The organism is Microcystis sp. M44BS1 (genome assembly GCF_020244875.1).
In the GTDB taxonomy this organism is placed as follows: domain Bacteria; phylum Cyanobacteriota; class Cyanobacteriia; order Cyanobacteriales; family Microcystaceae; genus Microcystis; species Microcystis panniformis.
The window spans coordinates 1-25,160 of record NZ_JADBVM010000285.1 but is presented as its reverse complement, the minus strand read 5'-3'; the positions used below and the strand labels follow the sequence as shown (position 1 = coordinate 25,160).

24 protein-coding genes and 1 pseudogene are annotated in these 25,160 nt (G+C 41.3%); 9 read left to right on the top strand and 16 right to left on the bottom strand.

The features are described 5' to 3' along the window. The first annotated feature begins 51 nt into the window (after positions 1–51). From IM515_RS21675 to IM515_RS21665, 3 genes are read left to right on the top strand one after another with little or no spacing between them, the layout of a single operon-like run. On the top strand, positions 52–918 hold the full coding sequence (locus IM515_RS21675) for a hypothetical protein (protein WP_287627255.1): 867 nt from the start codon (positions 52–54) through the stop codon (positions 916–918). A 51-nt stretch (positions 919–969) separates the two neighbouring features. Beyond that, a complete protein-coding gene (locus IM515_RS21670; protein WP_287627254.1) occupies positions 970–1,431 on the top strand; it encodes a DUF6932 family protein in 462 nt (153 codons plus the stop codon). Next, complete coding sequence (locus IM515_RS21665) at positions 1,422–1,898, top strand: hypothetical protein (RefSeq protein ID WP_012266783.1); 477 nt, start codon at positions 1,422–1,424, stop codon at positions 1,896–1,898. The genes IM515_RS21670 and IM515_RS21665 overlap by 10 nt, the downstream gene beginning before the upstream one ends. 5 nt (positions 1,899–1,903) lie before the next feature. Here IM515_RS21665 and IM515_RS21660 read toward each other — a convergent pair whose 3' ends face one another. The 10 genes from IM515_RS21660 to IM515_RS21615 all read right to left on the bottom strand — a co-directional run bounded on the left by IM515_RS21660 (position 1,904) and on the right by IM515_RS21615 (position 16,308). After that, entirely contained in the window at positions 1,904–3,922 is a 2,019-nt protein-coding gene (locus tag IM515_RS21660) for a hypothetical protein (RefSeq protein ID WP_287627253.1), read from the bottom strand. 334 nt (positions 3,923–4,256) lie between these two features. Beyond that, positions 4,257–6,374: a protein kinase domain-containing protein gene (locus IM515_RS21655; protein WP_287627252.1), complete on the bottom strand. Its 2,118-nt coding sequence runs from the start codon at positions 6,372–6,374 to the stop codon at positions 4,257–4,259. A gap of 116 nt (positions 6,375–6,490) precedes the next feature. Next, positions 6,491–8,314: a protein phosphatase 2C domain-containing protein gene (locus IM515_RS21650; RefSeq protein ID WP_287627251.1), complete on the bottom strand. Its 1,824-nt coding sequence runs from the start codon at positions 8,312–8,314 to the stop codon at positions 6,491–6,493. A 64-nt stretch (positions 8,315–8,378) separates the two neighbouring features. Then, positions 8,379–8,933: a double zinc ribbon and FHA domain-containing protein gene (locus tag IM515_RS21645; protein WP_287627250.1), complete on the bottom strand. Its 555-nt coding sequence runs from the start codon at positions 8,931–8,933 to the stop codon at positions 8,379–8,381. Positions 8,934–9,021: 88 nt separating this feature from the next. Next, positions 9,022–10,404 (bottom strand): vWA domain-containing protein, encoded by a 1,383-nt coding sequence (locus IM515_RS21640; protein ID WP_287627249.1) that lies wholly within the window; start codon positions 10,402–10,404, stop codon positions 9,022–9,024. A gap of 23 nt (positions 10,405–10,427) precedes the next feature. Next, a complete protein-coding gene (locus IM515_RS21635; protein ID WP_287627248.1) occupies positions 10,428–10,820 on the bottom strand; it encodes a hypothetical protein in 393 nt (130 codons plus the stop codon). Between the two features lie 19 nt (positions 10,821–10,839). Beyond that, positions 10,840–13,014: a VWA domain-containing protein gene (locus IM515_RS21630; RefSeq protein WP_287627247.1), complete on the bottom strand. Its 2,175-nt coding sequence runs from the start codon at positions 13,012–13,014 to the stop codon at positions 10,840–10,842. Between the two features lie 443 nt (positions 13,015–13,457). Continuing rightward, entirely contained in the window at positions 13,458–13,952 is a 495-nt protein-coding gene (locus IM515_RS21625; RefSeq protein WP_002788969.1) for an ureidoglycolate lyase, read from the bottom strand. 5 nt (positions 13,953–13,957) lie between these two features. After that, positions 13,958–15,415 carry an efflux RND transporter periplasmic adaptor subunit gene (locus IM515_RS21620; protein WP_287627246.1) on the bottom strand — a complete coding sequence of 486 codons (1,458 nt, stop codon included), beginning with the start codon at positions 15,413–15,415 and terminating at the stop codon, positions 13,958–13,960. A gap of 290 nt (positions 15,416–15,705) precedes the next feature. Further along, entirely contained in the window at positions 15,706–16,308 is a 603-nt protein-coding gene (locus IM515_RS21615; RefSeq protein WP_002768949.1) for a GUN4 domain-containing protein, read from the bottom strand. Between the two features lie 83 nt (positions 16,309–16,391). On the opposite strand from IM515_RS21615, the gene IM515_RS21610 reads away from it, so the two are divergent. Then, complete coding sequence (locus tag IM515_RS21610) at positions 16,392–17,372, top strand: aspartate carbamoyltransferase catalytic subunit (RefSeq protein ID WP_287627245.1); 981 nt, start codon at positions 16,392–16,394, stop codon at positions 17,370–17,372. Between the two features lie 23 nt (positions 17,373–17,395). Here the strand turns inward: IM515_RS21610 and IM515_RS21605 are convergent, their stop codons facing one another. Beyond that, positions 17,396–17,677, bottom strand: coding sequence for a hypothetical protein (locus tag IM515_RS21605; RefSeq protein ID WP_002788965.1), 282 nt, complete (start codon positions 17,675–17,677; stop codon positions 17,396–17,398). A gap of 420 nt (positions 17,678–18,097) precedes the next feature. Between IM515_RS21605 and IM515_RS26205 the strand changes: the two are divergent. Together IM515_RS26205 and IM515_RS21580 are read left to right on the top strand one after the other, a co-directional pair. Beyond that, a pseudogene (locus IM515_RS26205) lies at positions 18,098–19,322 on the top strand (ISL3 family transposase). 95 nt (positions 19,323–19,417) lie between these two features. Continuing rightward, positions 19,418–20,065 carry a Uma2 family endonuclease gene (locus tag IM515_RS21580; RefSeq protein WP_185240783.1) on the top strand — a complete coding sequence of 216 codons (648 nt, stop codon included), beginning with the start codon at positions 19,418–19,420 and terminating at the stop codon, positions 20,063–20,065. A 6-nt stretch (positions 20,066–20,071) separates the two neighbouring features. On the opposite strand, the gene IM515_RS21575 is transcribed toward IM515_RS21580, so the two are convergent. The 3 genes from IM515_RS21575 to IM515_RS21565 all read right to left on the bottom strand — a co-directional run bounded on the left by IM515_RS21575 (position 20,072) and on the right by IM515_RS21565 (position 21,584). Further along, on the bottom strand, positions 20,072–20,275 hold the full coding sequence (locus IM515_RS21575; RefSeq protein ID WP_287629307.1) for a hypothetical protein: 204 nt from the start codon (positions 20,273–20,275) through the stop codon (positions 20,072–20,074). A 271-nt stretch (positions 20,276–20,546) separates the two neighbouring features. Then, the gene (ureE, locus tag IM515_RS21570) at positions 20,547–21,023 is read right to left on the bottom strand and encodes an urease accessory protein UreE (protein ID WP_272080509.1); all 477 of its coding nucleotides are present in this window, start codon (positions 21,021–21,023) and stop codon (positions 20,547–20,549) included. 75 nt (positions 21,024–21,098) lie between these two features. Continuing rightward, positions 21,099–21,584 carry a DUF4168 domain-containing protein gene (locus IM515_RS21565; protein ID WP_287629310.1) on the bottom strand — a complete coding sequence of 162 codons (486 nt, stop codon included), beginning with the start codon at positions 21,582–21,584 and terminating at the stop codon, positions 21,099–21,101. 199 nt (positions 21,585–21,783) lie between these two features. Between IM515_RS21565 and IM515_RS21560 the strand changes: the two genes are divergently transcribed. The 3 genes from IM515_RS21560 to cobD all read left to right on the top strand — a co-directional run bounded on the left by IM515_RS21560 (position 21,784) and on the right by cobD (position 23,513). Then, entirely contained in the window at positions 21,784–21,987 is a 204-nt protein-coding gene (locus tag IM515_RS21560; protein ID WP_002768959.1) for a hypothetical protein, read from the top strand. Positions 21,988–22,129: 142 nt separating this feature from the next. After that, positions 22,130–22,414: a non-specific DNA-binding protein Hbs gene (hbs, locus tag IM515_RS21555; RefSeq protein WP_002739253.1), complete on the top strand. Its 285-nt coding sequence runs from the start codon at positions 22,130–22,132 to the stop codon at positions 22,412–22,414. Positions 22,415–22,445: 31 nt separating this feature from the next. Continuing rightward, a complete protein-coding gene (cobD, locus tag IM515_RS21550) occupies positions 22,446–23,513 on the top strand; it encodes a threonine-phosphate decarboxylase CobD (RefSeq protein WP_287629309.1) in 1,068 nt (355 codons plus the stop codon). Positions 23,514–23,622: 109 nt separating this feature from the next. Here the strand turns inward: cobD and psbC are convergent, their stop codons facing one another. Beyond that, entirely contained in the window at positions 23,623–25,005 is a 1,383-nt protein-coding gene (psbC, locus tag IM515_RS21545; protein ID WP_002768963.1) for a photosystem II reaction center protein CP43, read from the bottom strand. Next, positions 24,989–25,160, bottom strand: a 172-nt coding sequence (locus tag IM515_RS21540; protein ID WP_271931852.1) for a photosystem II protein D2, incomplete at its 5' end; no start/stop codon positions are given. The genes psbC and IM515_RS21540, both read right to left, overlap by 17 nt.

Below are 25,160 nucleotides of genomic sequence, written 5' to 3'. Positions count from 1 at the left end.
GTTTAGATAAATTGTTCAAAATTTGATCTTATATCGATGCTAAAGTAAGCTATGCCAAACCAAAAAGATTTATCGGATATTCGCAATTATCTCTACGATCAAGCTGAAGTGAGATGGTGGTACAGCTTGTGGTTATCTTTATGCGCTCAAGTTTTAGCATTAATTGCGACAGTCAACAATAAATTGTGGCTTTTAGCTATTGCCGGTTTTCTTGCCTTAATTACTCCAATAGCAGTAGCATGGTTGCGAGAATGGGCTAATAACTTGACACAAAAAGCTGATAAATGTAGAAGAATGATTTTATATGCTGATAGTTTAGGAGAAGATATTCCCAGCCATGAGTTAGCTATGGTTAGAGCTTGGACGACGGGAATTAAATTGCAACAAGCTCCTTTTACTTCTCCTTATTATTCATCTTCTCTATCTAATAGTCCACAAAGATTAATGGATATTACAACAGAATCTGCTTACTTTACTGAGTTTTTAGCGGCAAAAACGGTCAATTATTTACTGGTATTTTTAGTTATTTCAATTTTAATTTTATCAGGAATTATTTATTTTGCAGACTTCGCAACCTCTACGGCTACAATTAGCCAAGAAAATCAAGATATGAGTGGAGTAAAGTGGGCAGTTAAGGCAGCATTAACAGCTATTTCTTTTATCCTATCTGGGGATATATTACTGCTTTGGAAAAAGTATTCAGATCTGAAATTATCTGCTCAAAGTACTTTTCAAAAATGCGCCGATCTTCGTTACGATAAATCCTTATCTATTTCTGAAGCTATGCAGGTTGTTGAGGACTATCATCTAGCGTTGATTCAAAGTCCACCGATTCCTCTAAAACTTTACCTAACTTACAGAGATCCCTTAAACCAATCTTATCAAGATAGTCATTCAATTAGTTCTAATCAACCCTAATTTTTCTTGGGCAATGCCCAGCTTGCTCACAAATTATCTAATATTAAAAACATGGGAATTCCTCCTTTTAATCAGCGCGGCTTTTTGCCGCCGGGAGAACATAAATTAGATAGCTGGGAAGAGCTTGTAGAAAGATTTGGAACCACTCGAAGAAGACAACGTCTTCTAGTCGGACTAAAAAGAGTATTGCTAAATCTTCAACAAGCAGGTTGCCAAAAAGTCTATCTTGATGGTAGTTTTGTGACTAAAAAGCGAAAACCCAATGATTATGATGGTTTTTGGGAAAGTGAGAAAGTAAATCCAGAAAAGCTTGATAGTATCCTGCTGGATACTTCCTTAGAAGGATGTCGAGAGCAAAAGAAAAAGTATGGAGGAGAATTATTAACCGCAGATACGAGAGCCGTAAATGGTCAAACGATTTATGGTTATTATACAATAGATGTAGAAAGAGGAATTACTAAAGGTATTGTTTGCGTTGAGTTACAGTTAGTGGATTTACAGCTATGGTTTTGAACGAAAAGGGATATGAACTTAGAAAAGCTCAAGCTCAAGAGTTTGAGAAAGCAATAGTAGAATTTTCTGACTATGCAATTCAACATCCTGAAATCGATTCAAGAATTTTGAAAGCAAGGGAAAATTCTTTACGGACTTTGTTAGCGAGAATCAACACAGAACTGGCAGAATATGAAGACAAACAGCTAGAAAGTTTAGCTTTGGCTGCTAAAAATTATCCAAAAATTAGTCAGCAAAGATATAAAAGCTTAACGAAATTAACTAATAAAATTCAAGAATCTAATCAAGTACAAAATCAAAATATATATAGTTCTTCCCTGGATATTTCTGGAATAGCATGGCAGCAAACCTTGAAGCAAGTATTTGACAAAATCGACCAATATAATCCTAATAAAGAAACGGTATCGCAGTGGTTTTTATCGCTGTTCAAGCTTCAATATCGTAAGCTGGAAAAAGAGTCTTTATAGGTTTATTATTCATACTGACAAGACTCAGTATATAAATCTGCAAACTTTGATTCTTTTATGTTATTTATCGATGTGTCCTGGGGATTTTTAAGCTTTTTTACCTCTAAAAGAGTATTTTCAGGAATACCAATTCCCAAATTCTGATTAGGCAAATTAGGACTACCTAAATCAATTCCAATTAAGCAGCCATATTGATTGATAATAGAATTTCCATCCGCTTTTGGTTTAATTGTACCATCGAAGCTGTCGTAGAAAAATTTATAAGTTTGATTTTGTTGCATTGGATTTAGATCGGTAATTTTACCATCAATTAAATTGAGATTTGAATGAGAGTCTTCTGGAGACTGTCGAGCGGCCATATAAACTTTTTCTTCTAATGCAGCCTTAGCTTTGCTCAGTTGAGCGATTTTGTATGTTTTATTGCTGTTAAAAGTCATTATAGCTAAGTGCTGACTCACCTCTGTAATAGGTCTGTAGTTTCTGAACTCTTTTCGTCCTTGATTAGTTAATATAACAATTTGACTATTTTCTCTGTTTTCTAATGATTTTGCGGTGGTTAGAATATAATAAGTTGTATCTTGTTGAGAATGAGATTTTTCTGCTTTCTTGTCATAAGCAAAAATAATACCCGCAAACAAACTAGAGCTATTTGTTTTGGGGTCATAAACCTTAATAGTTACTGTACTTTCTTGTAATACATTTTCTACTTCAGCTTTTGACGGAGGAAATAGTCGACGAGTGATAGAAATATTCATAAATATACTCTTAATAGAAATTAACCCAATTGCGAAACCAAATAGAAAAACTAAGCAATATTTTTTGAAGCGAGATTCTTTATTATTAGGCCATGTCCAAGGAGTTTTGTTGAGATTTTGTAAAAGAGCAACGACTGAAGCAGAACTTTGCCATTTTTTATCATCCTCATTATCTTCTATCTTTTCTTGAGCTTCTTTAAGAGCAAAAGGTAAAAATTTATATCGAAGTAAATCGATCAACAAAACCACTAAAAATTCTCGAGAAAAATCCAGAAAGATAGACTCTCTCGTCGCAATAACTTGAGGAATTTCTGCCTCGTTAATGAGAGCTTTTGCTAACTTTAGGGAATAGCAAGAGTCTAAAATAACTAGCTTTAAAGTTTTTATTTTTTGAATATTAATACATTCGCAAAATCTACTATTTGGCCAATATTCATATTCACTAATTTGTATATTGTTGTCTTCTTGACCATTGCCTTCTTCCTCATATGGGTTATGTCCCAAGAAGTAAATAACTTCAAATTGATGCCCATTATCGACAAGTGATCTTATCTTTTGAGAACTAATTTTTTCCAAATAATGCAACTCTAACTTAATACCCAAATTATGACATATCGAAATTGATTTTTCCCAGATATTTTTTTGCTTTTGAATATTTCCTTCTGGGATATCTCCGAAAATAATCAAAACTTCCAATGTTCTATTAGACGGTCGAACATACAATTCTTGTTTAGCTTTATTTTTTGGTTGTGTTATCCCAAATATAAGGCTAATTTCAGGATGATTTTTGAGTAATTTCCAATGATGCCAAAACAGCTTTTGAATTTCCAGAATTTCAGTTTCAATGACAAAGATTACTTTGGTATCAGAGTCCAAAAATTTTTCAAGACTACTTAAGAAATTTTTCTCTATTTTTTCTTTAACTTTATTAGGAACAGATTCTAACCAGTTATTTAATTCTTGGTTAAATTGTTCTAGGTTACGATCTAATTGTTTTGCACATCTATCTAAATCCTCATTTGCCGAGCTAGGATTCAGTCCTAATTTTTGAAATTGCTTATATTTACTGTTCCAATTATTATATTTATTAATCAGTTCAGTAGGATAATCGAGTTTAAATTTTTCGCCGCATAAAAAATTATAAAATCGTTGAATACTCCAATCAAAGATTAACGCTCGCAATGGATTAGTTGATAAATATTTTATTTGCAGAGAACATTGAATTTTATCATTGCTCGGTTCTAAATTGAGAATAACGTATTTAATCATGGTTCAAATTAACTAGCTAAACTCGAAAACTACTAACATAAAAAAACAACAACCTAGAAATCCCTACGTCAATGCTTTTGGCAAAATCCTGTCAGGAAAAACTAAAAATCCCAAATAAACAGGATAATAGATAATCTCCTTCAGCTTACTAAGCTGAAAATCAGGCACAGAAGTAGGCCAATTTCCTGAAAATGAGCTACAAATAACAATCAACGAAGTCGTGGCGGTTAGGGAAGTAGAAAAATAGCTCTTGGGAGGAAACTGTAAAACAGTTTTTTTGCGACTATAGCAGGTTAACTTTGCAAAAGCAAGTAAATTTTACATTTCTTAGCCTTTAAACGTCAGCCTCTGTTAAAGCTTGAGCGAGCATTCTGGCTAGATGGGATTTATCTTGTTGATTGTAGAGAGTAATGGCTTGACGATAGTAGGATAACAGTTCGCGGGCATATTGGATTTGTCCATCGGCAGTTTTTAGATTAAGTAATACCCAGCCTAAATTGTGGTAGGCTTCAGGGTAGTCAGGTTGGAGTTGAATCGCCTGCTCCAGATGAGTTTTCGCTTGCTTCCATTGTCCCAATTGAGCGAGTAATGTTCCTAGTCGATAGGCAATAAAAGGCTCCTCACCATTGTTCTGTAGGTAAGCTTGATAAATTTGAAGGGCTTCCGAGGGATTGTTGAGATGCTCATGACTAATAGCCGTATTGATAAGCACCCAGGGGGCTGCGTTGGGGTGACGACTAGCTTGTTGAAAGCAAGGAAGAGCCTGACTCCATAACCCTTGTTGAGCTTGTTTCCAACCTTTGAAACCCCAAGCAAAGGGATGGTCTTGAATTTGAGTCAGACAGTCTTGAATGCGCCGGTCTAAATCTTGGCTTTGTTGGCTAGTGGTGGCTTTGTCAAGAGCGGCAAGCAGGTAGGGATAAACCCAATATTGAATTTGTTGATTCTTTTGGGAGGGGTTTTGTTTGGATTTAGTAATTGCTTTACTAGCAGCACCAATAGTGGCTTTAAATTGATTTTGATTGAAGGTAATCCAAGCTTGAATTCCGAGAGCAAAGAGATTGTTACTATCAAGTTTTAGGGCTGTGTTGATAGCGGATTCCGCTTCTTGCCAATGACCAATTTTACCGAAAGCCCAGGCTAAATTCACTTGTATCCAAAGAGCTTGAGGTGAAAGTTTAGCTCCTTGTTGTAGTTGTTGTACGGCAGATTCCCAGTTATTTTGATGGCAATATACCAAGCCTAAAACTCCGTACCCTCTACCATCATTAGGGTTTAGTTGAATTGCTTTTTGGGCAGCAATTTCAGCTTGAGTATCATTAAGATGAATCTGCAATAGCGCTTGTTCAACTGCGGCTGCACCATTATTGGGTTCGTTGCTTAAACATTTCTCGTAACTTTGAACTGCTTCGACAAGTTTTCCTTGTTTAACTAACTCTCTTGCTTTTTTTTGTAAAGGAGAAACAAATTGACCTTTGAGCGCATCAATCAGTTCGTCAGCAGTTTGGAAACGATCCTCAACATTAATTCTCATTCCAGTTAGGATAACAGTTTCCATTAAATTAGAAATATCTGGATTGAGTTGTCGGGGTGGAATGAGGGGATCTGATGAACGTTGCTGCAATAATGCACTAGCTCTATCCGGTGCTTCAACTGGTAATTGTCCTGTTAAAAGTTCATAGATTGAAGCACAAAAAGCATAAAAATCCGTGGCAGGAAAACGTTTACTCCTTTGACTATATTGTTCATAAGGAGCATAACCCGGGGTTAAGGTTCTGGTCATGTCTCCTGTTTGACCGGCGATAAATTCTCTCGCTGCACCAAAGTCAATTAAAATCGCTTTATCTTGAGGATCAATTAAAATATTGTCAGGTTTAATATCCCGGTGTAAAAAATTATTATTGTGGACGGTTTTTAAGGCATCAGCAATTTGCAGAAAATAGCATTTCACTCGATCTTCAGTTAGCTTTTTTTCTTGGGTCAGGATTTTAAAAAGAGATTTTCCCGCAATAAATTCCATGACAATATAAACTGTATCGTTTTCGTCAAACCAATCATAAATTTTAGGGATATTGGCATGATGACATTTTTGTTGATGGCTGGCTTCTAGCTTAAATTTACTGGTTTGTTGTCGTTTTATTTGAGGAGAAATAGAGGCAGGCCAAATAACTTGATTCCCTTGTCTAGCGGATTTTTCTGGCCAAAGTTCTTTGATAGCCACAGGAGCATTATTCGCTCGATAAATTCCTTTATAGGTAATGCCAAATCCCCCTTCACCTAAAACTTGTTCGATCTGATATTGTCCCTGTTTGAGTAAAGTTCCGATGCTGAGATGATGGAGTGATGTGGTAGTTTTGTTAGGGGATACAGGGGTGAGATTAAAACCACAACTAATACATTGTTGTGTTCCATCAGGGTTATCAGTTAGACAGCTTGGACAGAGGATAGACATATTTTTATTGTCTTTGAGACTTATAATTATTGTTGGTTAGGGAAATTACTCTCAACATTTTCTCTTGCTTATCTATTTTGAGATTTTTGTTCATCTTCTGAATTATTTACTTTATTTTAAGTGCCAGAAGTCATAAAACATTGCATAGCTAAAAGCGTTGCATTATCGGTTGCTCCTTGATTAATAACTCTTTGGATGGTTTGATCAACTGCCATTTGTAAAGATTTAAATTGACTAAAAATTTCCGCCAGTTCCTGAGTCGGTACTAAATCCCAAACTCCGTCAGAACAGAGAAGTAAAATATCTTCATTTTCTAAAGTCATTGATAAATTGCTAGTGGTGCGACTTAAATTCTGCACATAGCCTTCACTTAAATGTTTTTTTGAACCGATAGATTTGAGTAAGACATTTCGATCTGGATGGGTTAAACTTTCCTCTTCTGTTATTTCACCGTTAGCCACTAACATAGCTACCAGTGAATGATCTTCACTTAGTTGTTTAATTTTTCCTTGTCGTATTAAATAAATTCGACTATCTCCCACATGGGCTATCATTAAGCTATCATTGATCGCTAATGCAACACTTAAAGTTGTTCCGCCATTACGAACAGTATCAGCAATAGATATGTTGGCTTTTTCAAATAAGTTTATTAGCCATTTATTACGCTGTTCTACTGTTTTAAATTCTGAAGGAAGGGGTTCTTGTAATATAGTTTTAACAGCAATTTGACTAGCTACTTCCCCTTGGGCCATTCCTCCCATACCGTCAGCTACAACGCCTAAAATAAGGGTTTCTAAATTACTAATTTGTTGTTGTCTTACACCGTAGTTATCTTCATTTTGTAGGCGTTCTGTTGAAAGTCCAACGGTTGAATAACTGGCAATATTCCACTGCACTTTCAGACTCCGCAGTGAATGGCGAGTTTCGATTAATAAGCTGAGAAATTGAGCTAGGGGAAAGCGTTCTTCTGGAAGAGAGGACAAGGCAATTTTCAGCAGTTGATAAAGACGCGGAATCGGAGCAATTTCTAAACTAATAATCTGGTCAGATTGAGGTAATTTTTTATGGGTAGTTTGATACAATAAAGCGGCGATCGTATAACTGCTCATTGATTCATTGATCGAGCGACTTGCAGCAAGTTCAGGAGCGCAATAATCTCCGATAACACCAGAAGTCAGGCTTTCTTCAATTGAGTAAGCGCAGGTTAAGTCAAAGATTTTGAGGGGTTTGTCTATTTCTATAAACTGGGGAAGCAGGTTGATTAAATACCAGTTTTGTTTAGCTATATAAGAAAATAACTGACAAATTTGAATCACTAACGTTAGTGCTTCTTCTTGAGAATGTTCTTCTTTTAGCCAAGCTTCTAAAGTCAAGTTTTCTTGAGGAAATCGCGTTAACAGAAGAAGTTTTTCTGGTTTCGTCTCGTTTTCGACTGCTGTTTCTGGGTAGTATTCTTCTTCTAAATAGTCTGTTTCTGCGGACTGATTTTCTCCAGAATCATCATCTTTTGTTGAAGTAATATTGACAAATTCAGAATCTTCCGAGACTATTTGTTCAGTGGCAATATCTTCATTTTGTTTTTCATCTACCTCCTGGGATTTTTCCTTGATTGATAGGGGATTAATAATAGCTGAATCTACTTGAATATCAGCGATAAGTGGAGCGATTAAGCTGTAGTTTTGAAGAATTTTTCTCAGTTGCAGTTCCCGATCGAGACTACTATTAAGAGAGCCGACACGCAAAAGTCCCAATTGAGAAGATGTTTCGCCCTTTTCCCCATCGAGATCGGCAATGGGTTGAAACTTGACTTTGAAGTAATAAACATCTGCGGTTAATAACCCTAGATAGGCGATAATTTCTATCTGGTAATCTGCCATAGAAAAAGATTCTTTTTCTTGAATAAGCAGGGGGGAGAAGTTTTCGGTAGATGGTGAAGTCATGAGAGGCAGCCATTAAAACTTTAGTCGAACACAATCGGGGTGGGGCTAACCACCCCAAGAAATGTTAAGGAGTTTGGAAAAGAAAGCGAATTTTAGCGATCGCAATCTCATCACCGGAACTGAGAGGGGTTGGGGCAGTTATTCTGGCGTTAAAGCGAGTTTGACCGATGGGTTTAATAAAAACCCCATTCAGAGAACCGAGGTCTTTAATTTTCCAAGTTCCTCCATCGGGATAAATTTCGGCATGGTTGCGGGAAACGGTTTCATTATCGGGGAATTTTTCCAAGTCCACATCCACAGGTCCGGTGTCCGAGTCAAAGATGCCAATCAGGGTAAAACCATCAATGAAAAATTCAGCCACCGGGGCGTTAGGGTGCTTGGCAATCAGTCGGGCCGTTGTTGTTATCGCCGGAGTAATCGGTTGGGGCAGCGGTTCTGGTGTGAGTGTTATCGTCTCGGCAATCGGTTGGGGAATTGGCATGGGTGTGGGTTCCGGGATGGGATCGGGGATGACAGGTGTAGGTGGTGTCGATGGGGTCAATTCTGCACCACAAGCATCACAGTATTCTGCTCCCTGGGGGTTTTGATCGTAGCCACAAACTTTGCAAACAATAGCCATTGGTTTTTCTCCTTTTTGAGGGATATAAGAGGAATTAATCAGATTGAAATTAATCTTACTGTTGCCTGACTCGGTGCCAGAAGTCTGCTCAAGTACCGGTTAGTTTCCGAATAGTTTCTTCCGAGAGATCGTCGTTGAGGTCATCGCCCATCTTGACAGTTTTTCCTCTCGATCCCATTTTCACGGTTTTGCGGGTTCCAGAGGAAATCTGACGAGTTTTTCGCAATTCTTCAATCCCTTCATTCAGAGATTCGAGCATAGCATCATTGCCAATTTGAACCGTGATGCGACGGGCAGTTTCCAGGAGTTTTTCGGCTTGTTGGGGGTTACTCTCTGCCATGCGGGTTGCGTCGTCAACTAATTGGGAAATATTGCGTTGTTGAACGTATCCCATAACTTCTTGATCGACCTGCGCTGTCCCCCCCTGTCCAGGCACAAACTGGACAACAACGTTCTGCGGTAGTAATTCCCCCCGTCGGTTTAAGCCAGGAATGTCATAAGTCAAGCCCAGTTGAGCCAGACGAATTTTTGAACTAGGACGACTATCGATAGCAAATTCTAAGATAAAGATGGTTTCATCCTTTGCTTTGGCGGCACCAATGGGATAGGGAGCTTGATTTAAGGAAAATTCTGCCAAATCGGGATAAACACGGGTAAGGCGCAGCAGTTTGACTCCCTGAACAGTTTTTAAGCTGAGGACAAGATTGTTAATCACTTCTTGCTGGGCTTGCTGATAGTCTGCCAGTAGAAGGTTGGGAAGATCGGTAATAGAAACATCGTTACCACTAGCCGTTCCTGGAACAATGTGACGGCAATGCCCTCCCGTCTTGCCGCTTATGTCTGTGAGCAAGTTTTCGTTAAACTCGCCCACACCCAGGGCCGTAATCGAAATCCCTTGACTGGCAAATTGTTGGGCTAAGTTTTGGCAATCATCTTCATCAAAGGTGTCGCCATCGGTAAAAATCATGATATGGCGGCTAGTCATGCTTTGATTAGCTAGGAGAGCCAGGGCTTGATTCATGCCTCTCCCCATACAAGTCCCACCGCTAAAATTTCGCAGTTTAGCGATCGCGTCTTCCAGTTGACGGGTTTGGGTAACTGGTGTTAAGCCAATCAGAGTAGAGGCTTGATCGTCAAATTGGATCAGAGCAATCCGATCTTCCGGGGTGAAGCGTCCTGAATTAATCAGGGTGCGAAGCGACTCAATAACCATGTCGATTTTGGCAATGCCGCCCACCACTCTCGTGTATTCCTTCCCATCTTGTCTATAGATTTCGCCGGTGGGTTGAAAATCGCCAGCCACAATTTCGTACATCGAGCCACTGGTGTCAATTAGAAAGACAAAGGTAGTAGAAGGACGGGTTTGAGCGACTTCTTGGGTTGGTCGCAACTTCAGCATAATAAACAGTCGCTGATCTGGAGTATCGGCCGGTAAAAATTCTCGATGGGGGGTAATAGATATGTTAAGCATTAAAATTTCCTTCAGAGAATAGGTTAACTGTTGAAAATGTCTTCTAAAGGGGGAAACATTCCCTCCATGGGTTCTATAGCCCCTAAATCGGGGGCAAAAAGAGGGGGTAACTCTTGATTTCCTTCATCTTGGATGTTTTCAAGGTTCGACTCGCTCAGTAGGGGTAAATCTAGGGTCAGGACAGTTTCTCGATAGCCTTCTCGGATATCTTCGACCCAAGCGGCGATAATTTGATTGAGACGGTGATCGTTGACAGAGCATGAGCTTCTTGCTTGAAAATGTTTTCGGATTGCTTGGCGAATTTCCTTGGTGAAGATAGTTTCAGGATTATTTTCCTGATCGGCGGTTAGATCTAGAGGATAATCATATCTTTCTGGCGAATTTTTCAGGTTAAGAAAGAATTTATAGACTACCATTTGGGCAACCAAAATAAGATTAATGAGTTGATATTATTCGATTGGACGGTTCGGGCGATGTTTTTACCTCTATCGTAATCTGTCCAAATTTCCGGCGATCACCATCCTTTAATTGATGCTCTAGTTTTTTCATCCCCTTGGCTTGTCCATAGGACGAGTTATACTGCATGATAATGTTTTCCCCTTTTTGAAAAACCTGAGCCGTGATCGGGGCATAACCCTGTTTTTTGGGTAAGTAAATATTAGCTTCCGAGGAACTGCCCAAAATGATCGGGCGAGAGCCTAATAAAAATTCTCGTTGTTCCGTAGGACTCCAATGCACGATCAGTTTAGCTTGTCGAGTCAGCAGTTCCAAAAGAGCGATCATCATGCCAATACAAAAACCCAAAATCGCTGAACCTGCTAAACGTCCGGCGATCTCATTACTCGCTCCAGTCAGCAAAACAAAACCCATTCCTCCCATCGCGCCACCGAGAAACCCGCCCAATACCGCCCTGCCGATTTTCAGATTGGGGACAAAACGAGCCATGCCGCCGCCAAGCATTGTCCCTAAAATCGTCCAACCCAGAAGTGGCCCCCCTGGGGCAAGGGTGGGAATGCTTTGAATGAGAAAACGAGAGACAAGGAGTCCTGAGCTACCAGCAACCAATCCGGCAACGATTCCCCCCACCGTACCGATGCTTGTCTCACCTAGGGAAAGAAGGCGACGACGACGTTGATAGAGGTTCTGCCCGACAATTAACGCTAAAGAAGCACCCACAGACAGGATAGCCGTCCAGCCACCTGTCCGCAAGGCATCATAGATAAATCTAAATTGAGGGGTTTGCAGTTGATTTTTAGGAAGAGATTGGCTGAGTAAAGTGTATAAAATTCCTTGATTTTGCTTTTGTTCTCCGATCAGCTGCGAATCATAGATGAGTTTTGCCGCAGATTGAAAGGCTTGGTCAAATTCTCCGGAATTAGCATAGAAGACTTTTTTATCTTCTCCCGTCAGTTGAGTCAAAAAGTTTTGATCGGCATCTCCCGTTCCGACGGCAATAATATTGATTTTTTGGCTCAGAGCCGTTTGACCGATGTTTAGGGTCGCCTCTACAATCGGTTGGCGATCTTCTTCTTTCAGGGTTGTTTCGGCGATGGCTTTACCGATGGTGGGGAGTACACTTTCAAATCCTTGTCGTCCTGCGGCGGTTTCACCGAGTAAGAAGGTTTCTCCAGGTGCGGGGAGTTGCAGTTGTTCAAAAGTAGCGCGATCATCAGGTTGAATGACTAAGTGCAGTTGAGCAATTTGATTTTCCTTTAAAACATTAGTGGTTGCTTCTAAAGAAGGCATTTCTCGATCGGGTATTAAAGGAGGAGCATCAGTAATCAGCAGTATGACTTTGGTTGCATGGGAACGGAAAGGCTGACGGGCAGCTAATGCCAAAGCATCTAAGCTACTTTCTGGCGGATCATTGCCGTTAACCCGTTGAATGCTGCCGATTTGCTCACTAAAGCGATCGCTATCAGGGGTGAATACAGAACCATCAAAGTTGAGAATTTGCGGCTCTTCGCCAAATAAGCGATCGCCAAAAGCGATTAGGCCTATTTGAGCATCAAGTTTCCGTTTTTTGAGTTCTTGGGCAAAGTTTTGGATGCCTTGTTGTACTCCGGCGATCTCCTCATTCATACTGCTAGTAACGTCGAGAACAATCATAATATCAATTTGTTCTGGAGAAGGAGCCGGGGCGGGTTGTCCATCTGTAAACAGCAAGATATGACGATCAGAGCTGCTAGACTCTAGTTGCTCAATCGCCGTTGCCAGTCCTAAATCCATTCTTGTCCCCCCACCATCAGATAAATTGTCAATGGCTTGATTGAGGGTGGCTAAATCTGAAGTTAGTCCTGTGCCAATTTGAACCTGACTGCCGAAACCAACCACCGCAAAGCGATTAAACGACCGATCCTGTCGCTCGATAAAGGCTTTTGCGGCATTTTTCGCCTCTTGTAATTTATTGTCATCGTTCATGCTGCCAGAGGTATCAATCAACATTACGACAGATTGAGGATTCTGTTCGACAATTGGCGGACGTTCAGTCACCGTGAGAAAAACCTCTCCTAGCGCGATCGCCGCTACCAGACATCCTCCCGCACCACATAATCCAAAAATTAGGGGTTTTCTGAGATTTCGCCTGATCTGGCCCAATAAGTTCTGCATTTTAATTTCGGGGGAGTATATTATCTATTCGCCAGAAGACCTGTGATTTACGCCAAAGCTGTCACAAAAGTACACAAAAAAAGGATATGGCTGAATAAACAGTCAATTAGTGAGTAAATTGTTCAACCTCTACAGGGATTTGTGTTTCTAAACTACTCGTAATTGAGCTTTGTAAAGTAATCAGTTTTTCGTAACTAATGTCATCGTTTTCAGACTTAATCGACAAATATTGCCAATTCAAAGTAGTATCTGGAATTTTCTAGTTAACATTTTAGGGGGTCTCATTGCTTACACTTATAATCCTATTAAGCCTTCTCTGCATTTAGAGGCAAAAAGCTTACCTGCTCTAACTTATGCCTTTTTTAAACTGCATCGAACTCACATTTTACCCCTGTCAGCTTTCACCGATATTCAGCAAGCCCTAGGTAAAAAAATTAATTGTTTCAATCAACAATCTCAAATTCTATTGACTGCTCTTGGGCAAAATTATAGGTAAAATGATCGATAATATTGGTATCGCTCAATTCGAGATTATAAAAATCAATTGTCGGTTGATCAAAAAGTGGGCCAGCGTGCCAAGTTCCCACCTCTAATTTAATAAAACAGTCCCCGGGGATGCGAAAAACCTTTAATTTTTCTAAATCCGGTTGAGGATGAGGACTAGGGGGGGCCACTCCTAAAAACCACTCTTGTCCCCCCAAAGAACCAAGACATTGGGTACATTGACTATGACGAGTAATTCGCTTAAATTTACGTCCGCGAGTCTGTAAACGCATAATATAAAAGCGTGGCACACCGTTTTTTAAATGCAGTTGTGCATCGCTTTCATCAAACGGTTTTCCATCATGACTAGGGGTTATTAATTGACCGTAGGGACGGAAACTCTCGGCAGTAATTAGTTGCGCTGACAGGGGACGAACGGTAATCGAATTACTCATAAAAATTACTGCTGACTAACAGTTATAGCTGTACCATCTCGGAGAGAAAGAATATTATTAATAGCAATTCTTTCCCCAGCATTTACTCCAGAAATAACCTGATAAGCTTGCCCTTGAATCGTGCCGACTTGAATTGGTTTTTGTCTGACAATTAAACGCTCCTTGGCATTTTCTTGACCTTCTTTAGCCTTTTCTTTTTCGGCCACAAAAACAAAATTCTGCGCCCCGATGCTAGTCACTGCCGTGGTGGGAATTAATACCCCCGGTTTTTGATCCCAAATTACCCGCGCCCGCACATATTGGTTATTGCGAAGACTGCCATCATTAGTAAAGGCAAATTTCACTAAAACCGATTGGGTAGCTTGGGAAACGGTGGGAGAAATAAAAGTTACTTGACCGCGAACCCCGGCACTGCCATCGGGATTAATGATTTCCACGGGCAACCCGACACGCAGACGCGGTTGTAATTCCACGGGAATCTGCACATTTAGTTCCAAAGTTTTGTTATTAGTCAACGAGGTTAATTCTTCACCCAGGGAGATAATATCGCCGACTTTTCTTTGATTAAAATCGCCGACAAAACCATCAATCGGGGCGGTAATGGTGTTAAAAACTAAATTCTGACGCGTCGCCCCTAATTGCCCCTCAGCGCTGGCTACTGCCGCTTGACGACTGTTCACTGTTGCCGCTGCCGCCGCCACCTGTTGCTGTGACGCTAATTCGTTTTGAATGGCGATATTTAATGCTTCTTTGTTTGCCTGTAGGGTAGCTCTAGCCGCCGTCACCTGTTGACGGGCCGCATCACGATTTTTAGACTGGGCCTCTACTTCTGCCCTGGTGGCCTGAATGTCGCGCCGGCGATTATCTAAGTCCTGTTGGGGCTGTGCGCCTTGTTTGACCAGAAATTCGGCTCTTTTTAGGTCTTTTTCCGCTAAATCTAAATTAGCTCTCGCTCTCTGTAAATCGGCTTCGGCGGCGCTCAACGTGGCGATCTGACTTTTAACATTGGCTTCGGCATTGGCCACATTTGCCCGATTCTGGGCAATTTGGGCTTTATTTGCCGCCGCTTGCGCTTGTCTTTGCCTTAAATCTGCCTCAGACCCATTGAGGTTTGCTTTGGCCGAATTTACCTGGCCGATACTGGCGTTTACCTGTTGCTGTTGTTGTTCGGGATCCAATTCGGCGATTTTTTGTCCCTGAGTTACCTGATCGCCAGATTTAACGAAAATATACCGAATCCGACCAGTAATCTGAGGGGAGACGCTAACACGCTGTTGGGCGAGCAAAGTACCGACAAATTCGCTACTTTGCACTAATTTGTCGGTGCCGAGGGTTTGCAGTTTGACGGGAACAGCCGCCGGTCCGGTGGCCTGGGGGCCCTGGGGGGCGCAACCGGCGACAATTAGGGAAACGGCGATCGACGAACCGATCGCTCTCGATACGTTAACGGATCGTTTAATCATTGTTAAATTTAGGGTTTTTTAGCGGAAAAAGTGCTAGTAAATCGGAAAAGGAAGATGAGGAGAGAAGCTTTTCCTTAAATTTTACTCTACAGAATTGATCAGCGTGATTATTAAACTTCTGGCATAATTAATTTTTGAGGGTTCAAAAACGGCAAAAATAAGGATTAAATGGCATAAAATCCGTAAATAGACCATTTAATTGATTATTATTCATTCTTAATTCTCCTGACTACTGACTACTGACTACTGACTCCTAACCCTAACAACAATTTTTGATTTTTACAAGAGGTCTATTGTTTGCTTTGCCCTAAGCTAACAATATTACAGGTGACTAATCTTTGGGCGAGGGTAGTGTATTCTAGGCGACCACCGGCGATCTGATATTCGTCCCGAGGCGCCGGTAGATGACCAACGGGTGCATTGAGGGTATAGTTAAGATTTTCTTTAAAAATAATCCAATCACCATCTTTACGCCAACCGATGCGATCGCCAAAAGTTTGAAAATTTTCGATCGCCACTAAGCGCCCCGGTCGATTACCTGTCTCAATAAAAATGCGAAATTGGGTACTGAAACTAAAACGTCCCCCAGAAGCTTCTTTCCAGAGTTGATCCATCTTTTGCAGATCCCAACAGGCCAATTTTTGCAGGTCTTCCATGGTAAACCAGCCCTGTAATTCCCGTCCGGTCGCTTTCAGCATTAAATTCCGGGTTTCATCGTTAGCTTGTCGCCAATTTTGTTGAGCGAGGAAATTTTTCAGGCGAGTGTAATTAATGCCCGTGGTCGGTGATACCATTTCCCCAGAGGTGGCAGTCTGGGCAACGATCGCCGGCAAGGGATTGAGAAATAAAGCGATCGCAAGAGTGATCTGACACAAGGAAAAATTAATTCTCATAAACCCTATTTATTAACCTGATGCAAAGAAATCCTACAATAGCATAGACGAAATTTGCCGTTTTTACCGCCTCCTTAACTCCTATGGCTTTCACTTGGATCCGACACCATATTTTGGGATTAGAAGACTGGCAACCGGAAGAATACCAAACCCTGCTACAAACGGCCTCTAGTTTTCGTGAAGTTCTTTCCCGACGTACCAAGAAAGTGCCGGCCCTACAGGGACAAGTGGTGACAAATCTTTTTTTTGAACCTTCCACCCGCACCCGTAGTAGTTTTGAACTAGCGGCGAAACGTCTTTCGGCCGATGTTCTTAATTTTGCCCCGGGTAGTTCCAGTTTGACTAAGGGTGAAACGATTCTCGATACCGCTTTAACCTATGTGGCCATGGGTACGGATATCTTTGTCATTCGACATCAACAGTCGGGAGTTCCCGATTTAATTGCCGCAGAAATGGATCGTTTGCAGTCGGGGGTCAGTATTCTTAATGCTGGGGACGGTCAACACGAACACCCCTCCCAGGGACTTTTAGACCTGTTTACGATCTGTTGTCTGTTAGATGAAGAAAATCCCCGTTTAGAACTGTTAGAGGGTAAAAAAATCGCTATTGTTGGGGATATACTCCATTCTCGTGTCGCTCGTTCCAATATCTGGAGTTTAACCACGGCTGGGGCGGAAGTACATTTGTCCGCACCCCCCACCCTACTGCCGAAATATTTTGGGGAATTGTGCGATCGCATATTTCTCCACTGGGATTTAGAACCAGCTTTAGAAAAGGCCGATTTTGTCATGACCCTGCGACTGCAAAAAGAACGAATGACTGCCAATCTTTTGCCCAGTTTACGGGAATATCATCAAAGTTTTGGCATTACTCGTCCTCGTTTGCAATCCTGTCAACCGGGGGTGAAGGTACTTCATCCCGGTCCTGTGAATCGGGGAGTGGAAATTAGTTCCGATTTAATGGACGATCCCGATTTTAGTCTGATTTCCCAACAAGTTACCAGTGGTGTCGCTGTCAGAATGGCTTTGTTATACCTGATTGGTAATCTTCGCGGCGATCAGTAAAAGTTTCTCAGGGATTTGCTCTTTTAGTCTGGTTTCATTGAAACAATCCTAAAGTTTCTATCAAGGTAAATATCATACTTTCTTCCTCCCTCACACACAGCATCTTCTGCTTCAAATAGGTTAGTCTCAACATCAAATTTCATCGCTTTAGGATTCCTACAACCCTGTTTTAGCAAAGCATCAGTCAACCGTGATTTCTCTTCCGGGGTCAAAGCTCGATAATCACTGCTATTAGCTTGACCTGCATAGATTGACATTCCCATAATGCTAAGGGATAGTAAGCTTATGATCGATTTGGTCTTCATTTTTTTAACTTCCTGAATACAATAAAAACATCATTCCAAGGGTTTTCAACCCAAATTTTCGGTAATTAGTTCGGCACGATTACCGATCAACTATATCTTAGGGGAAGCATACCTAGATTGCAATAAGTATAAATACTCAAGCTATCCCTAGGGCTTTTCTAGAAACTTTGACCGATACCGAATTCCGTTCTCAAGGGACTAGATATGGCAACCTACTCCTTTCTTTTTTAACTAAGGTTGGCTGAATAAATCAAAGGCTCTTCAGAACTTGTCATGTAAAATTAAATAAAAAACAGACAATTATTGCTAACCAATAAAATAATAATTTATCTTTAAAAGTTCACTATGCTTGCAATACAGCAATTTATTGGTTAAAATATAGACAGCCAAGACCAGAAATTTTAGACACAAGCTATACTTATGCCATCAAATCCACAATTAAAGTTAATGACCGAGCTACTTCACCTAGAAGAAGTTGTAGTTACCAATTATCAAATTATTACCGATATGGCAATTGTTTTACATTTAGAAAATATGTCAAGAGAAAGCCAGTGCATTCATTGTGGAAGTAAAACGGAAAAAGTTCATTAAAACAATGAATTAACAATCCGAGATTTACCCTTTGGAGAACAGGCATTATATCTGAGAATCAATCGTCGTCAGATGAGATGGGAGAAATGTGGGAAAAAATTCACAGAAGAACTAAATTATTTGCCGAAGAAAAGAACCTACATAGACAGATTTAGAAAAAAATAGTGACCGAATTCCTGAATAGTGATCTCAAAAATACGGCAGAAAGAAATGGAGTAAGCGAACGAGAAATAGAAACGATGCTCAAAGACTTAGGAGAAGACTTAATAACCGCAAAACCTCAGGTTCTAAAAAAACCAGGAATAGATTAAATAGCCATGATAAAGGGAAAAAGAAATTACTATGCTGTGTTAGTAAATATAGACCCAGGGAAAATTGTAGGCTTAGTGGAAAAAAGAATAGAAGAAGCATTAACAGAATATCTGAAACACTTGGTAGAAGAGGTTTTGAGCCAAATAGAGGAAGTAAGTATAGACCTGTGGATAGGGTATAAAAATGTGGCAGAAAAACTAATGCCTCAAGCTCCAATAGTAGGAGATAGATTCCATGTAATGAAACAAGTAAATAACGAGCTAGATGAAGCCAGAAAGGAGGTAAAAAGAGAGGCAGCCAAGATAAAAATAAGAAAAATAAAGAAAATATCTTAGCAGGAATAGCCAAGAGCAAATATGCCTTGTTAAAGAATGAAGGAGACTTAGTAGAGAAAGAAAAGAAAAAATTGGAAGAAGTATATAAAGTGTCTCCAAAACTTGGGGAAATACACAAATTAAAAGAGGAATTTAGAGAAGTATTTGAGAAAAATACGGAGGGGAATGAGGGATTATTTGCCTTGAGCGATTGGATAAAAAAGGCGATGGCTTACTTTCCTAAAAGCTGCCAGACAATTCGGCGGTAGATTGACGAAATAACTGCCTATTTTGATAACCGAACAACCCAGGGAATAGTGGAAGGAATTAACAATAAACTGAAGGTGATTAAAAGGAGAGGCTATGGATTTAGAAACTTTAAAAACTTTAGTATTAGATGTTTATTAAATTGGCATTTTGCTAGTTAATTTTACATGGTAAGTTCGGAAGAACCTAATTTTTGTTGAAATCCTATGAGTAAGGGTATAATTAAACTAAGAAATCAACATTTTCAGCTAAAGCCATGCAATTAGCCTTAGAACAAATTATCGTCAATCCCGGTCAACAGTTACTTTTAAAAGAGCTTAACTGGCAAAAATTTGAGACAATATTATCAGAATTAGGAGAAAGTCGTGCTTCTCGGTTATCCTACAGTAACGGAATATTAGAAATTATGGTACCTTTACCCGAACATGAAAAAGATAAAGAAATCATTAGTTATATGGTTCAGTTTTTGTTAGAAGCACTCAATATTGATTTTGAACCGTTAGGATCAACAACATTTAAAAACGAGCGGATGAATCAAGCGGTTGAACCTGATGCCTGTTTTTATATTAAAAACTATCAAGCCGTTATTGGCAAAAATAGACTTAATTTAGAAAGTGATCCCCCCCCCGATTTAGTCCTAGAAATTGATATTACTTCCCGTACTTATTTAGATAATTATCGACAGTTAGGTGTTCCCGAACTGTGGCGTTATACTCAAAGTGGCCTACAGATTAATTTATTACAAGAAGGAGAATATATTGAGTCTTTAAGCAGTCCCAATTTTCCTCAGATACCGATTATTGAATTAATTAATCAATTTGTTAAACAAAGTCAACAACTGGGGAGAAGTGAAGCCATCAGAAACTTTAAAAATTGGCTGACGGAAAATATAGATAATAGTTGAAAAATCCTAACATTTTTGACTAAGATAAATTCGTCCGTCGAGAGTTGTATAAACTTCTTGCGGTTCAATGATCAGTTTGTTACTAGAATCTAGTTCACAAAAATAGATTAGATCATTGTTTTGAGCAGGGGATTTTTTAACCTCAGTGGGTGTGGATAAATCAGACAGGACAGAGGTTACAGCCGTTGGTGCTAGTTCTGAAAGTACCATGGTTATTCATTCTTCGTAGTTCGATTTTTACTTTGATGATTAATCAATTCACCGAGGCCGATTAAAATTCTAGAAACTAGCAGAATGAGAGCCTCTTGATTAAGAAAATATCCCGTAGAGGCTGTTAAAAAGTTACTGTTTTCTTGTCAGTTAAATTTTGTTAAGATAATGCCCAAAAACTACAATTTATGGTAGGAAAAGAGGTAAGTCGAAACCGAGTTTGATTTTTGCTTACTCTAAATCAGAAAGAGCATTGGGCAAGATTAGCTAACTATCCCTTTTTTGCCTCTTCCAGGTCATGATAATGCTGATAAGCGCCGATTTCGGGGTTAAAGGGGGCGATTTCTTCAGTTACAGTTAATCCCAAACCTTCTAACATTGCTTGTAGGACAGAATCGGGGGCCAGACGCAGATAATCGGGATTAATTTCTAGGGCTACATGACGATTACCGAGGTGATAGGCGGCTTTGAGGAGTAAATCGGTTGAAGAGGCGGTAATAGTGATAACTGGTTCGGGTTTAGCGATAATTTGAACAATTTCGCCGTTTTCTCCCCGTAGGAAATCGCGATCCTGTAGAATGGTGCCGCGGGGTAAACGAAAACAGAGGGAAAAACCTTCGGGACTGTCGAGACGATAACGGCTGCGGGTGCGTTCTTCGGCCGTAAGTAGGAGGCTAAAAACCACCGTTTCTGGGGGAGGTGGACTAGCGGTATGACGGGGGGGTAAGCGCTCGGTAAAAGTTAACATGGTAGTGGTCAATGGGAAAAACATTCTTATTGTAGCCCTGACTCCAACTTGACCCGAAAAACTGAGGAACTTTTTCTATTTATTTTCCCGCTGCAGACGAATCATCTCATTTTGCACCTGTCGTCTCAAGTTATCATCGCTACTAATCCGGTTAGTAATGGTGTTAAACTGAGCGGCAGTTAGACCACTATCTTGGACAATCTTTTTTGAGTTATTACAATAATCGACGGCAATTCTTTGGGCATTAGCGGGAAGATTATTAAAGCTTTCCCGTTGGTTACAGGTAATTGCTGGGGGACTTTTCCCTAAAATTTGCGAAATTGCCTGATAAGCTTGTTTTCTTTGGGTTTCGATCAACAAAACTGCTTTGGCATAACTTTTGATTTGGTCATCCGTAAAATCTTGAGTATAAGCGGAAGACCGGAAACTAACTACCTCCGTCGTCCAAGAAAATTCGGGAATCACACCGCCAAGAATGGCGATTACTGCCAAAAAAGTCACAATAAAAGAACGTCTTAAGCTTTGACCTAGATCGGCTAGGGGATAGCAGTAAATCACCATGCGAGTTTGTCGCTGAATAGATAATGATAGCAAACTTTCCAGTTAAATCCTGCTTTTTTGAATATTTTTAACGATCATAAGTTCCAATTTTAGCCAATATCTCCTGGGCCCGAACCTTAATTTTTGGGCAGAAATTGCTTTGGTAAACTTTTTTAACGTTTTTGGGGGCAAAATTAGTTAAAAATCTGGGAGAGAACCGATGAACGATTTTTGGGAAGTTAGGATGCCTATCGCTTTTAGAGAATATTTATCGGCAATTTGGTCAGCTAATCTCTTTTTATTAGCTTATATCGCTGTTAATCTCTCGCTTATTCCCTTTTGTCTCTCCCCTGGCGGAGAATCGGGGGGAAATCTAGATAAATTAAAGGTTTCAGCGATTCCGATCGAGACAATTCCCGCTTAGAATAATGCAGTGGAATATATAGCCAATGAGGATTTGAGGCATTATTTAGTGATCTCGATCCTGGTGAGTCCTCAACAGGGGAACCATAAACTACTGACAACCACCCTAAACTCAGAAAAACCGCAAAACAAGGAGTTAGCGCATGAATAAAGGTGAATTAATCGATCAAATCGCTCTCAAAGCCTCTGTCACCAAAAAACAAGCAGATGCTGTTCTCACTGCCGCCATCGAAACCATTATCGATGCGGTTTCTGAGGGGGACAAAGTAACCCTAGTAGGATTCGGTTCCTTCGAGGCCCGGGAACGTCAGGCCAGGGAAGGACGCAACCCAAAAACCGGCGATAAGATGGAGATTCCGGCCACTCGCGTCCCGGCTTTCTCGGCGGGTAAACTGTTTAAAGACAGAGTAGCCCCGGATAAGGAATAATTACTGTTGAGTTTCGTTCGCTGTAAGTCTTTTGCCTAGACCTAAACATGGTGGTAATCTTGACTGGGCGGCCGCAATTGCTGGCTGTCCGGTTTCCTCTATTCTCGATTTTTCTGCCAGTATCAACCCCCTCGGTCCGCCAGAAAGCGCCCTAACCGCTATTAAAAGCCATTTAACCAGTCTGACTCGTTATCCTGACCCCACGTATTGGCAGTTGCGTTCTGCCCTCGGCCAATGGCACGATATCGGGCCAGATTGGATTCTCCCCGGCAATGGTGCGGCTGAGTTATTAACCTGGGCCGGTCGGGAATTAGCATCATTTGATAGTGTTTATGTACTAGCACCCGCTTTTAACGATTACGAACGGGCTTTAAAAAGTTTTGGGGGGAAAATCTGCAAACATTCCCTAGATTTAACCACTTTAAAGCCGGTTAATCCCGAAAAACAAGGCTTATTACTCAATAATCCCCACAATCCCACGGGGAAACTCTGGACGGTGGCGGCCATTCGTCCCTATCTATCGCAATTTGGTTTGGTGGTAGTGGATGAAGCTTTTATGGATTTTTTACCCCCGCCACAACAGGAGAGTTTAATATCTCTGTTGCCAGAATATCCTAATCTCGTGATTTTGCGTTCCCTAACTAAATTTTACAGTCTCCCCGGTTTACGTTTAGGATACGTCCTTGCCCATCCCGATCGCCTGTTACAATGGCAAAGATGGCGCGATCCTTGGTCGGTGAATAACTTGGCTGTGGTTGCCGCTATCGCGGCAATTGAGGATAGGGATTTTCAACAACAAACTTGGGACTGGTTAACAGCAGCCCGCGAGGATTTATGGCAGGGATTAGCTAATTTTCCGCAATTACAGCCCCAAACCAGTGCCGCTAACTTCCTCTTAGTACAATCTCAATCTTCCTGTTTACCCCTACAGGAAGCTTTATTAAAATATCATCGAATTTTCATCCGCGATTGTCTCAGTTTCCCCGAATTGGGCAGCAATTATTTTCGGGTCGCTGTCCGTTTACCGGCAGAAAATCAACGATTATTATCGGCTTTAGAGAGTATTTTAGCCGCGTCTGATACTAAATCCGTTGAGTAACGCACAGAAAACGGGTTTCTCGGAGAAACCCGTTTTCTACTCATGCAAATTAACAACAAAAAGGCTCCCGCCAACTGGACGGGAGCCGCTGCCATCGAACTAACCGAAATTAGTCGAGGTCAGGCATTGCCAATGCGGGTTCAGTCTCGCGGTCAATTCCTTTCTCGAAACCGGCGGCGGCGGCGCGAGCGCGTCCAGCGTGCCAGAGGTGTCCAATCAGGAAGAAGAAAGCGAGGGTGAAGTGAGAGGTGGCCAACCAAGCGCGAGGAGACACATAGTTAAAGGAGTTAACGTCAGTGATAACCCCACCCACAGAGTTCAAGGAACCTAAAGGAGCGTGGGTCATGTATTCAGCTGCGCGGCGCACTTGCCAGGGTTGTACGTCATTTCTGATTTTGTCGAGGTCTAAACCGTTAGGACCGCGGAGGGGTTCTAACCAGGGACCGCGGAAATCCCAGAAACGCATGGTTTCACCACCGAAGATGATTTCGCCAGTGGGAGAGCGCATCAGGTATTTACCTAGACCGGTGGGGCCTTGGGCAGAAGCGACGTTAGCACCTAAGCGTTGGTCACGCACCAAGAAGGTGAAAGCTTGAGCTTGGGAAGCTTCCATACCGGTCGGACCGTAGAATTCACTGGGATAGGCGGTGTTGTTAAACCAAACGTAAACGGCGGCGATAAAGCCCATCATGGAAAGAGCGCCCAAACTGTAGGACAGATAGGCTTCTCCAGACCAGATGAAAGCGCGACGCGCCCAAGCAAAAGGTTTGGTGAGAATGTGCCAGATACCGCCAGCGATACAGATTAAGCCAATCCAGATGTGACCGCCGATGATATCTTCCATGTTGTTGACGCTGATAATCCAGCCTTCGCCACCGAAGGGAGCTTTGGTCAGATAACCAAAGATAACTGCGGGGTTGAGGGTAGGATTAGTGATGACGCGGACATCACCGCCACCGGGAGCCCAGGTATCATAGACACCGCCAAAGAACATGGCTTTAAATACCAACAACAGCGCACCACAACCCAAGAGAATCAGGTGATAACCGATGATGTTGGTCATTTGGTTTTTGTCTTTCCAGTCGTAACCGAAGAAATTAGAGTATTCCTCTAGGGTTTCCGGTCCGCGGATAGCGTGGTAGATACCACCAAAACCGAGTACAGCCGAAGAAATTAAGTGCAGAACACCGGCAACGAAGTAGGGGAAGGTATCGACTACTTCACCACCCGGACCGACCCCAAAACCGAGGGTAGCTAGGTGGGGAAGCAGGATTAAACCCTGCTCGTACATCGGTTTTTCAGGGATAAAGTGGGCGGTTTCAAACAGGGTCATTGCCCCGGCCCAGAAAACGATTAAACCAGCGTGGGCGACGTGAGCGCCGAGCAGTTTACCGGAGAGGTTGATAAGACGAGCGTTACCAGACCACCAAGCGAAGCCGGTGGAACTTTGGTCACGACCGGTAGCGGTAGGGATATTAGAGAGCGTTACCACGCGGGAGAACCTCCTCAGGGAAGATAAAGTTTTCGTGGGGTTGGTCTTGGGGAGCCATCCAAGCTCTCAGACCTTCGTTAAGCAGAATATTTTTAGTGTAGAAGGTTTCAAATTCCGGGTCTTCCGCCGCTCTCAATTCCTGAGAAACGAAGTCA

What these genes read in the sequence shown, in the direction of transcription:
- IM515_RS21675 (WP_287627255.1), top strand. Translation starts at nt 52, where the DNA reads ATGCCAAACCAAAAAGATTTATCGGATATTCGCAATTATCTCTACGAT.
- IM515_RS21670 (WP_287627254.1), top strand. Translation starts at nt 970, where the DNA reads ATGGGAATTCCTCCTTTTAATCAGCGCGGCTTTTTGCCGCCGGGAGAA.
- IM515_RS21665 (WP_012266783.1), top strand. Translation starts at nt 1,422, where the DNA reads ATGGTTTTGAACGAAAAGGGATATGAACTTAGAAAAGCTCAAGCTCAA.
- IM515_RS21660 (WP_287627253.1), bottom strand. Translation starts at nt 3,922, where the DNA reads ATGATTAAATACGTTATTCTCAATTTAGAACCGAGCAATGATAAAATT.
- IM515_RS21655 (WP_287627252.1), bottom strand. Translation starts at nt 6,374, where the DNA reads ATGTCTATCCTCTGTCCAAGCTGTCTAACTGATAACCCTGATGGAACA.
- IM515_RS21650 (WP_287627251.1), bottom strand. Translation starts at nt 8,314, where the DNA reads ATGACTTCACCATCTACCGAAAACTTCTCCCCCCTGCTTATTCAAGAA.
- IM515_RS21645 (WP_287627250.1), bottom strand. Translation starts at nt 8,933, where the DNA reads ATGGCTATTGTTTGCAAAGTTTGTGGCTACGATCAAAACCCCCAGGGA.
- IM515_RS21640 (WP_287627249.1), bottom strand. Translation starts at nt 10,404, where the DNA reads ATGCTTAACATATCTATTACCCCCCATCGAGAATTTTTACCGGCCGAT.
- IM515_RS21635 (WP_287627248.1), bottom strand. Translation starts at nt 10,820, where the DNA reads ATGGTAGTCTATAAATTCTTTCTTAACCTGAAAAATTCGCCAGAAAGA.
- IM515_RS21630 (WP_287627247.1), bottom strand. Translation starts at nt 13,014, where the DNA reads ATGCAGAACTTATTGGGCCAGATCAGGCGAAATCTCAGAAAACCCCTA.
- IM515_RS21625 (WP_002788969.1), bottom strand. Translation starts at nt 13,952, where the DNA reads ATGAGTAATTCGATTACCGTTCGTCCCCTGTCAGCGCAACTAATTACT.
- IM515_RS21620 (WP_287627246.1), bottom strand. Translation starts at nt 15,415, where the DNA reads ATGATTAAACGATCCGTTAACGTATCGAGAGCGATCGGTTCGTCGATC.
- IM515_RS21615 (WP_002768949.1), bottom strand. Translation starts at nt 16,308, where the DNA reads ATGAGAATTAATTTTTCCTTGTGTCAGATCACTCTTGCGATCGCTTTA.
- IM515_RS21610 (WP_287627245.1), top strand. Translation starts at nt 16,392, where the DNA reads ATGGCTTTCACTTGGATCCGACACCATATTTTGGGATTAGAAGACTGG.
- IM515_RS21605 (WP_002788965.1), bottom strand. Translation starts at nt 17,677, where the DNA reads ATGAAGACCAAATCGATCATAAGCTTACTATCCCTTAGCATTATGGGA.
- IM515_RS21580 (WP_185240783.1), top strand. Translation starts at nt 19,418, where the DNA reads ATGCAATTAGCCTTAGAACAAATTATCGTCAATCCCGGTCAACAGTTA.
- IM515_RS21575 (WP_287629307.1), bottom strand. Translation starts at nt 20,275, where the DNA reads ATGGTACTTTCAGAACTAGCACCAACGGCTGTAACCTCTGTCCTGTCT.
- ureE (WP_272080509.1), bottom strand. Translation starts at nt 21,023, where the DNA reads ATGTTAACTTTTACCGAGCGCTTACCCCCCCGTCATACCGCTAGTCCA.
- IM515_RS21565 (WP_287629310.1), bottom strand. Translation starts at nt 21,584, where the DNA reads ATGGTGATTTACTGCTATCCCCTAGCCGATCTAGGTCAAAGCTTAAGA.
- IM515_RS21560 (WP_002768959.1), top strand. Translation starts at nt 21,784, where the DNA reads ATGAACGATTTTTGGGAAGTTAGGATGCCTATCGCTTTTAGAGAATAT.
- hbs (WP_002739253.1), top strand. Translation starts at nt 22,130, where the DNA reads ATGAATAAAGGTGAATTAATCGATCAAATCGCTCTCAAAGCCTCTGTC.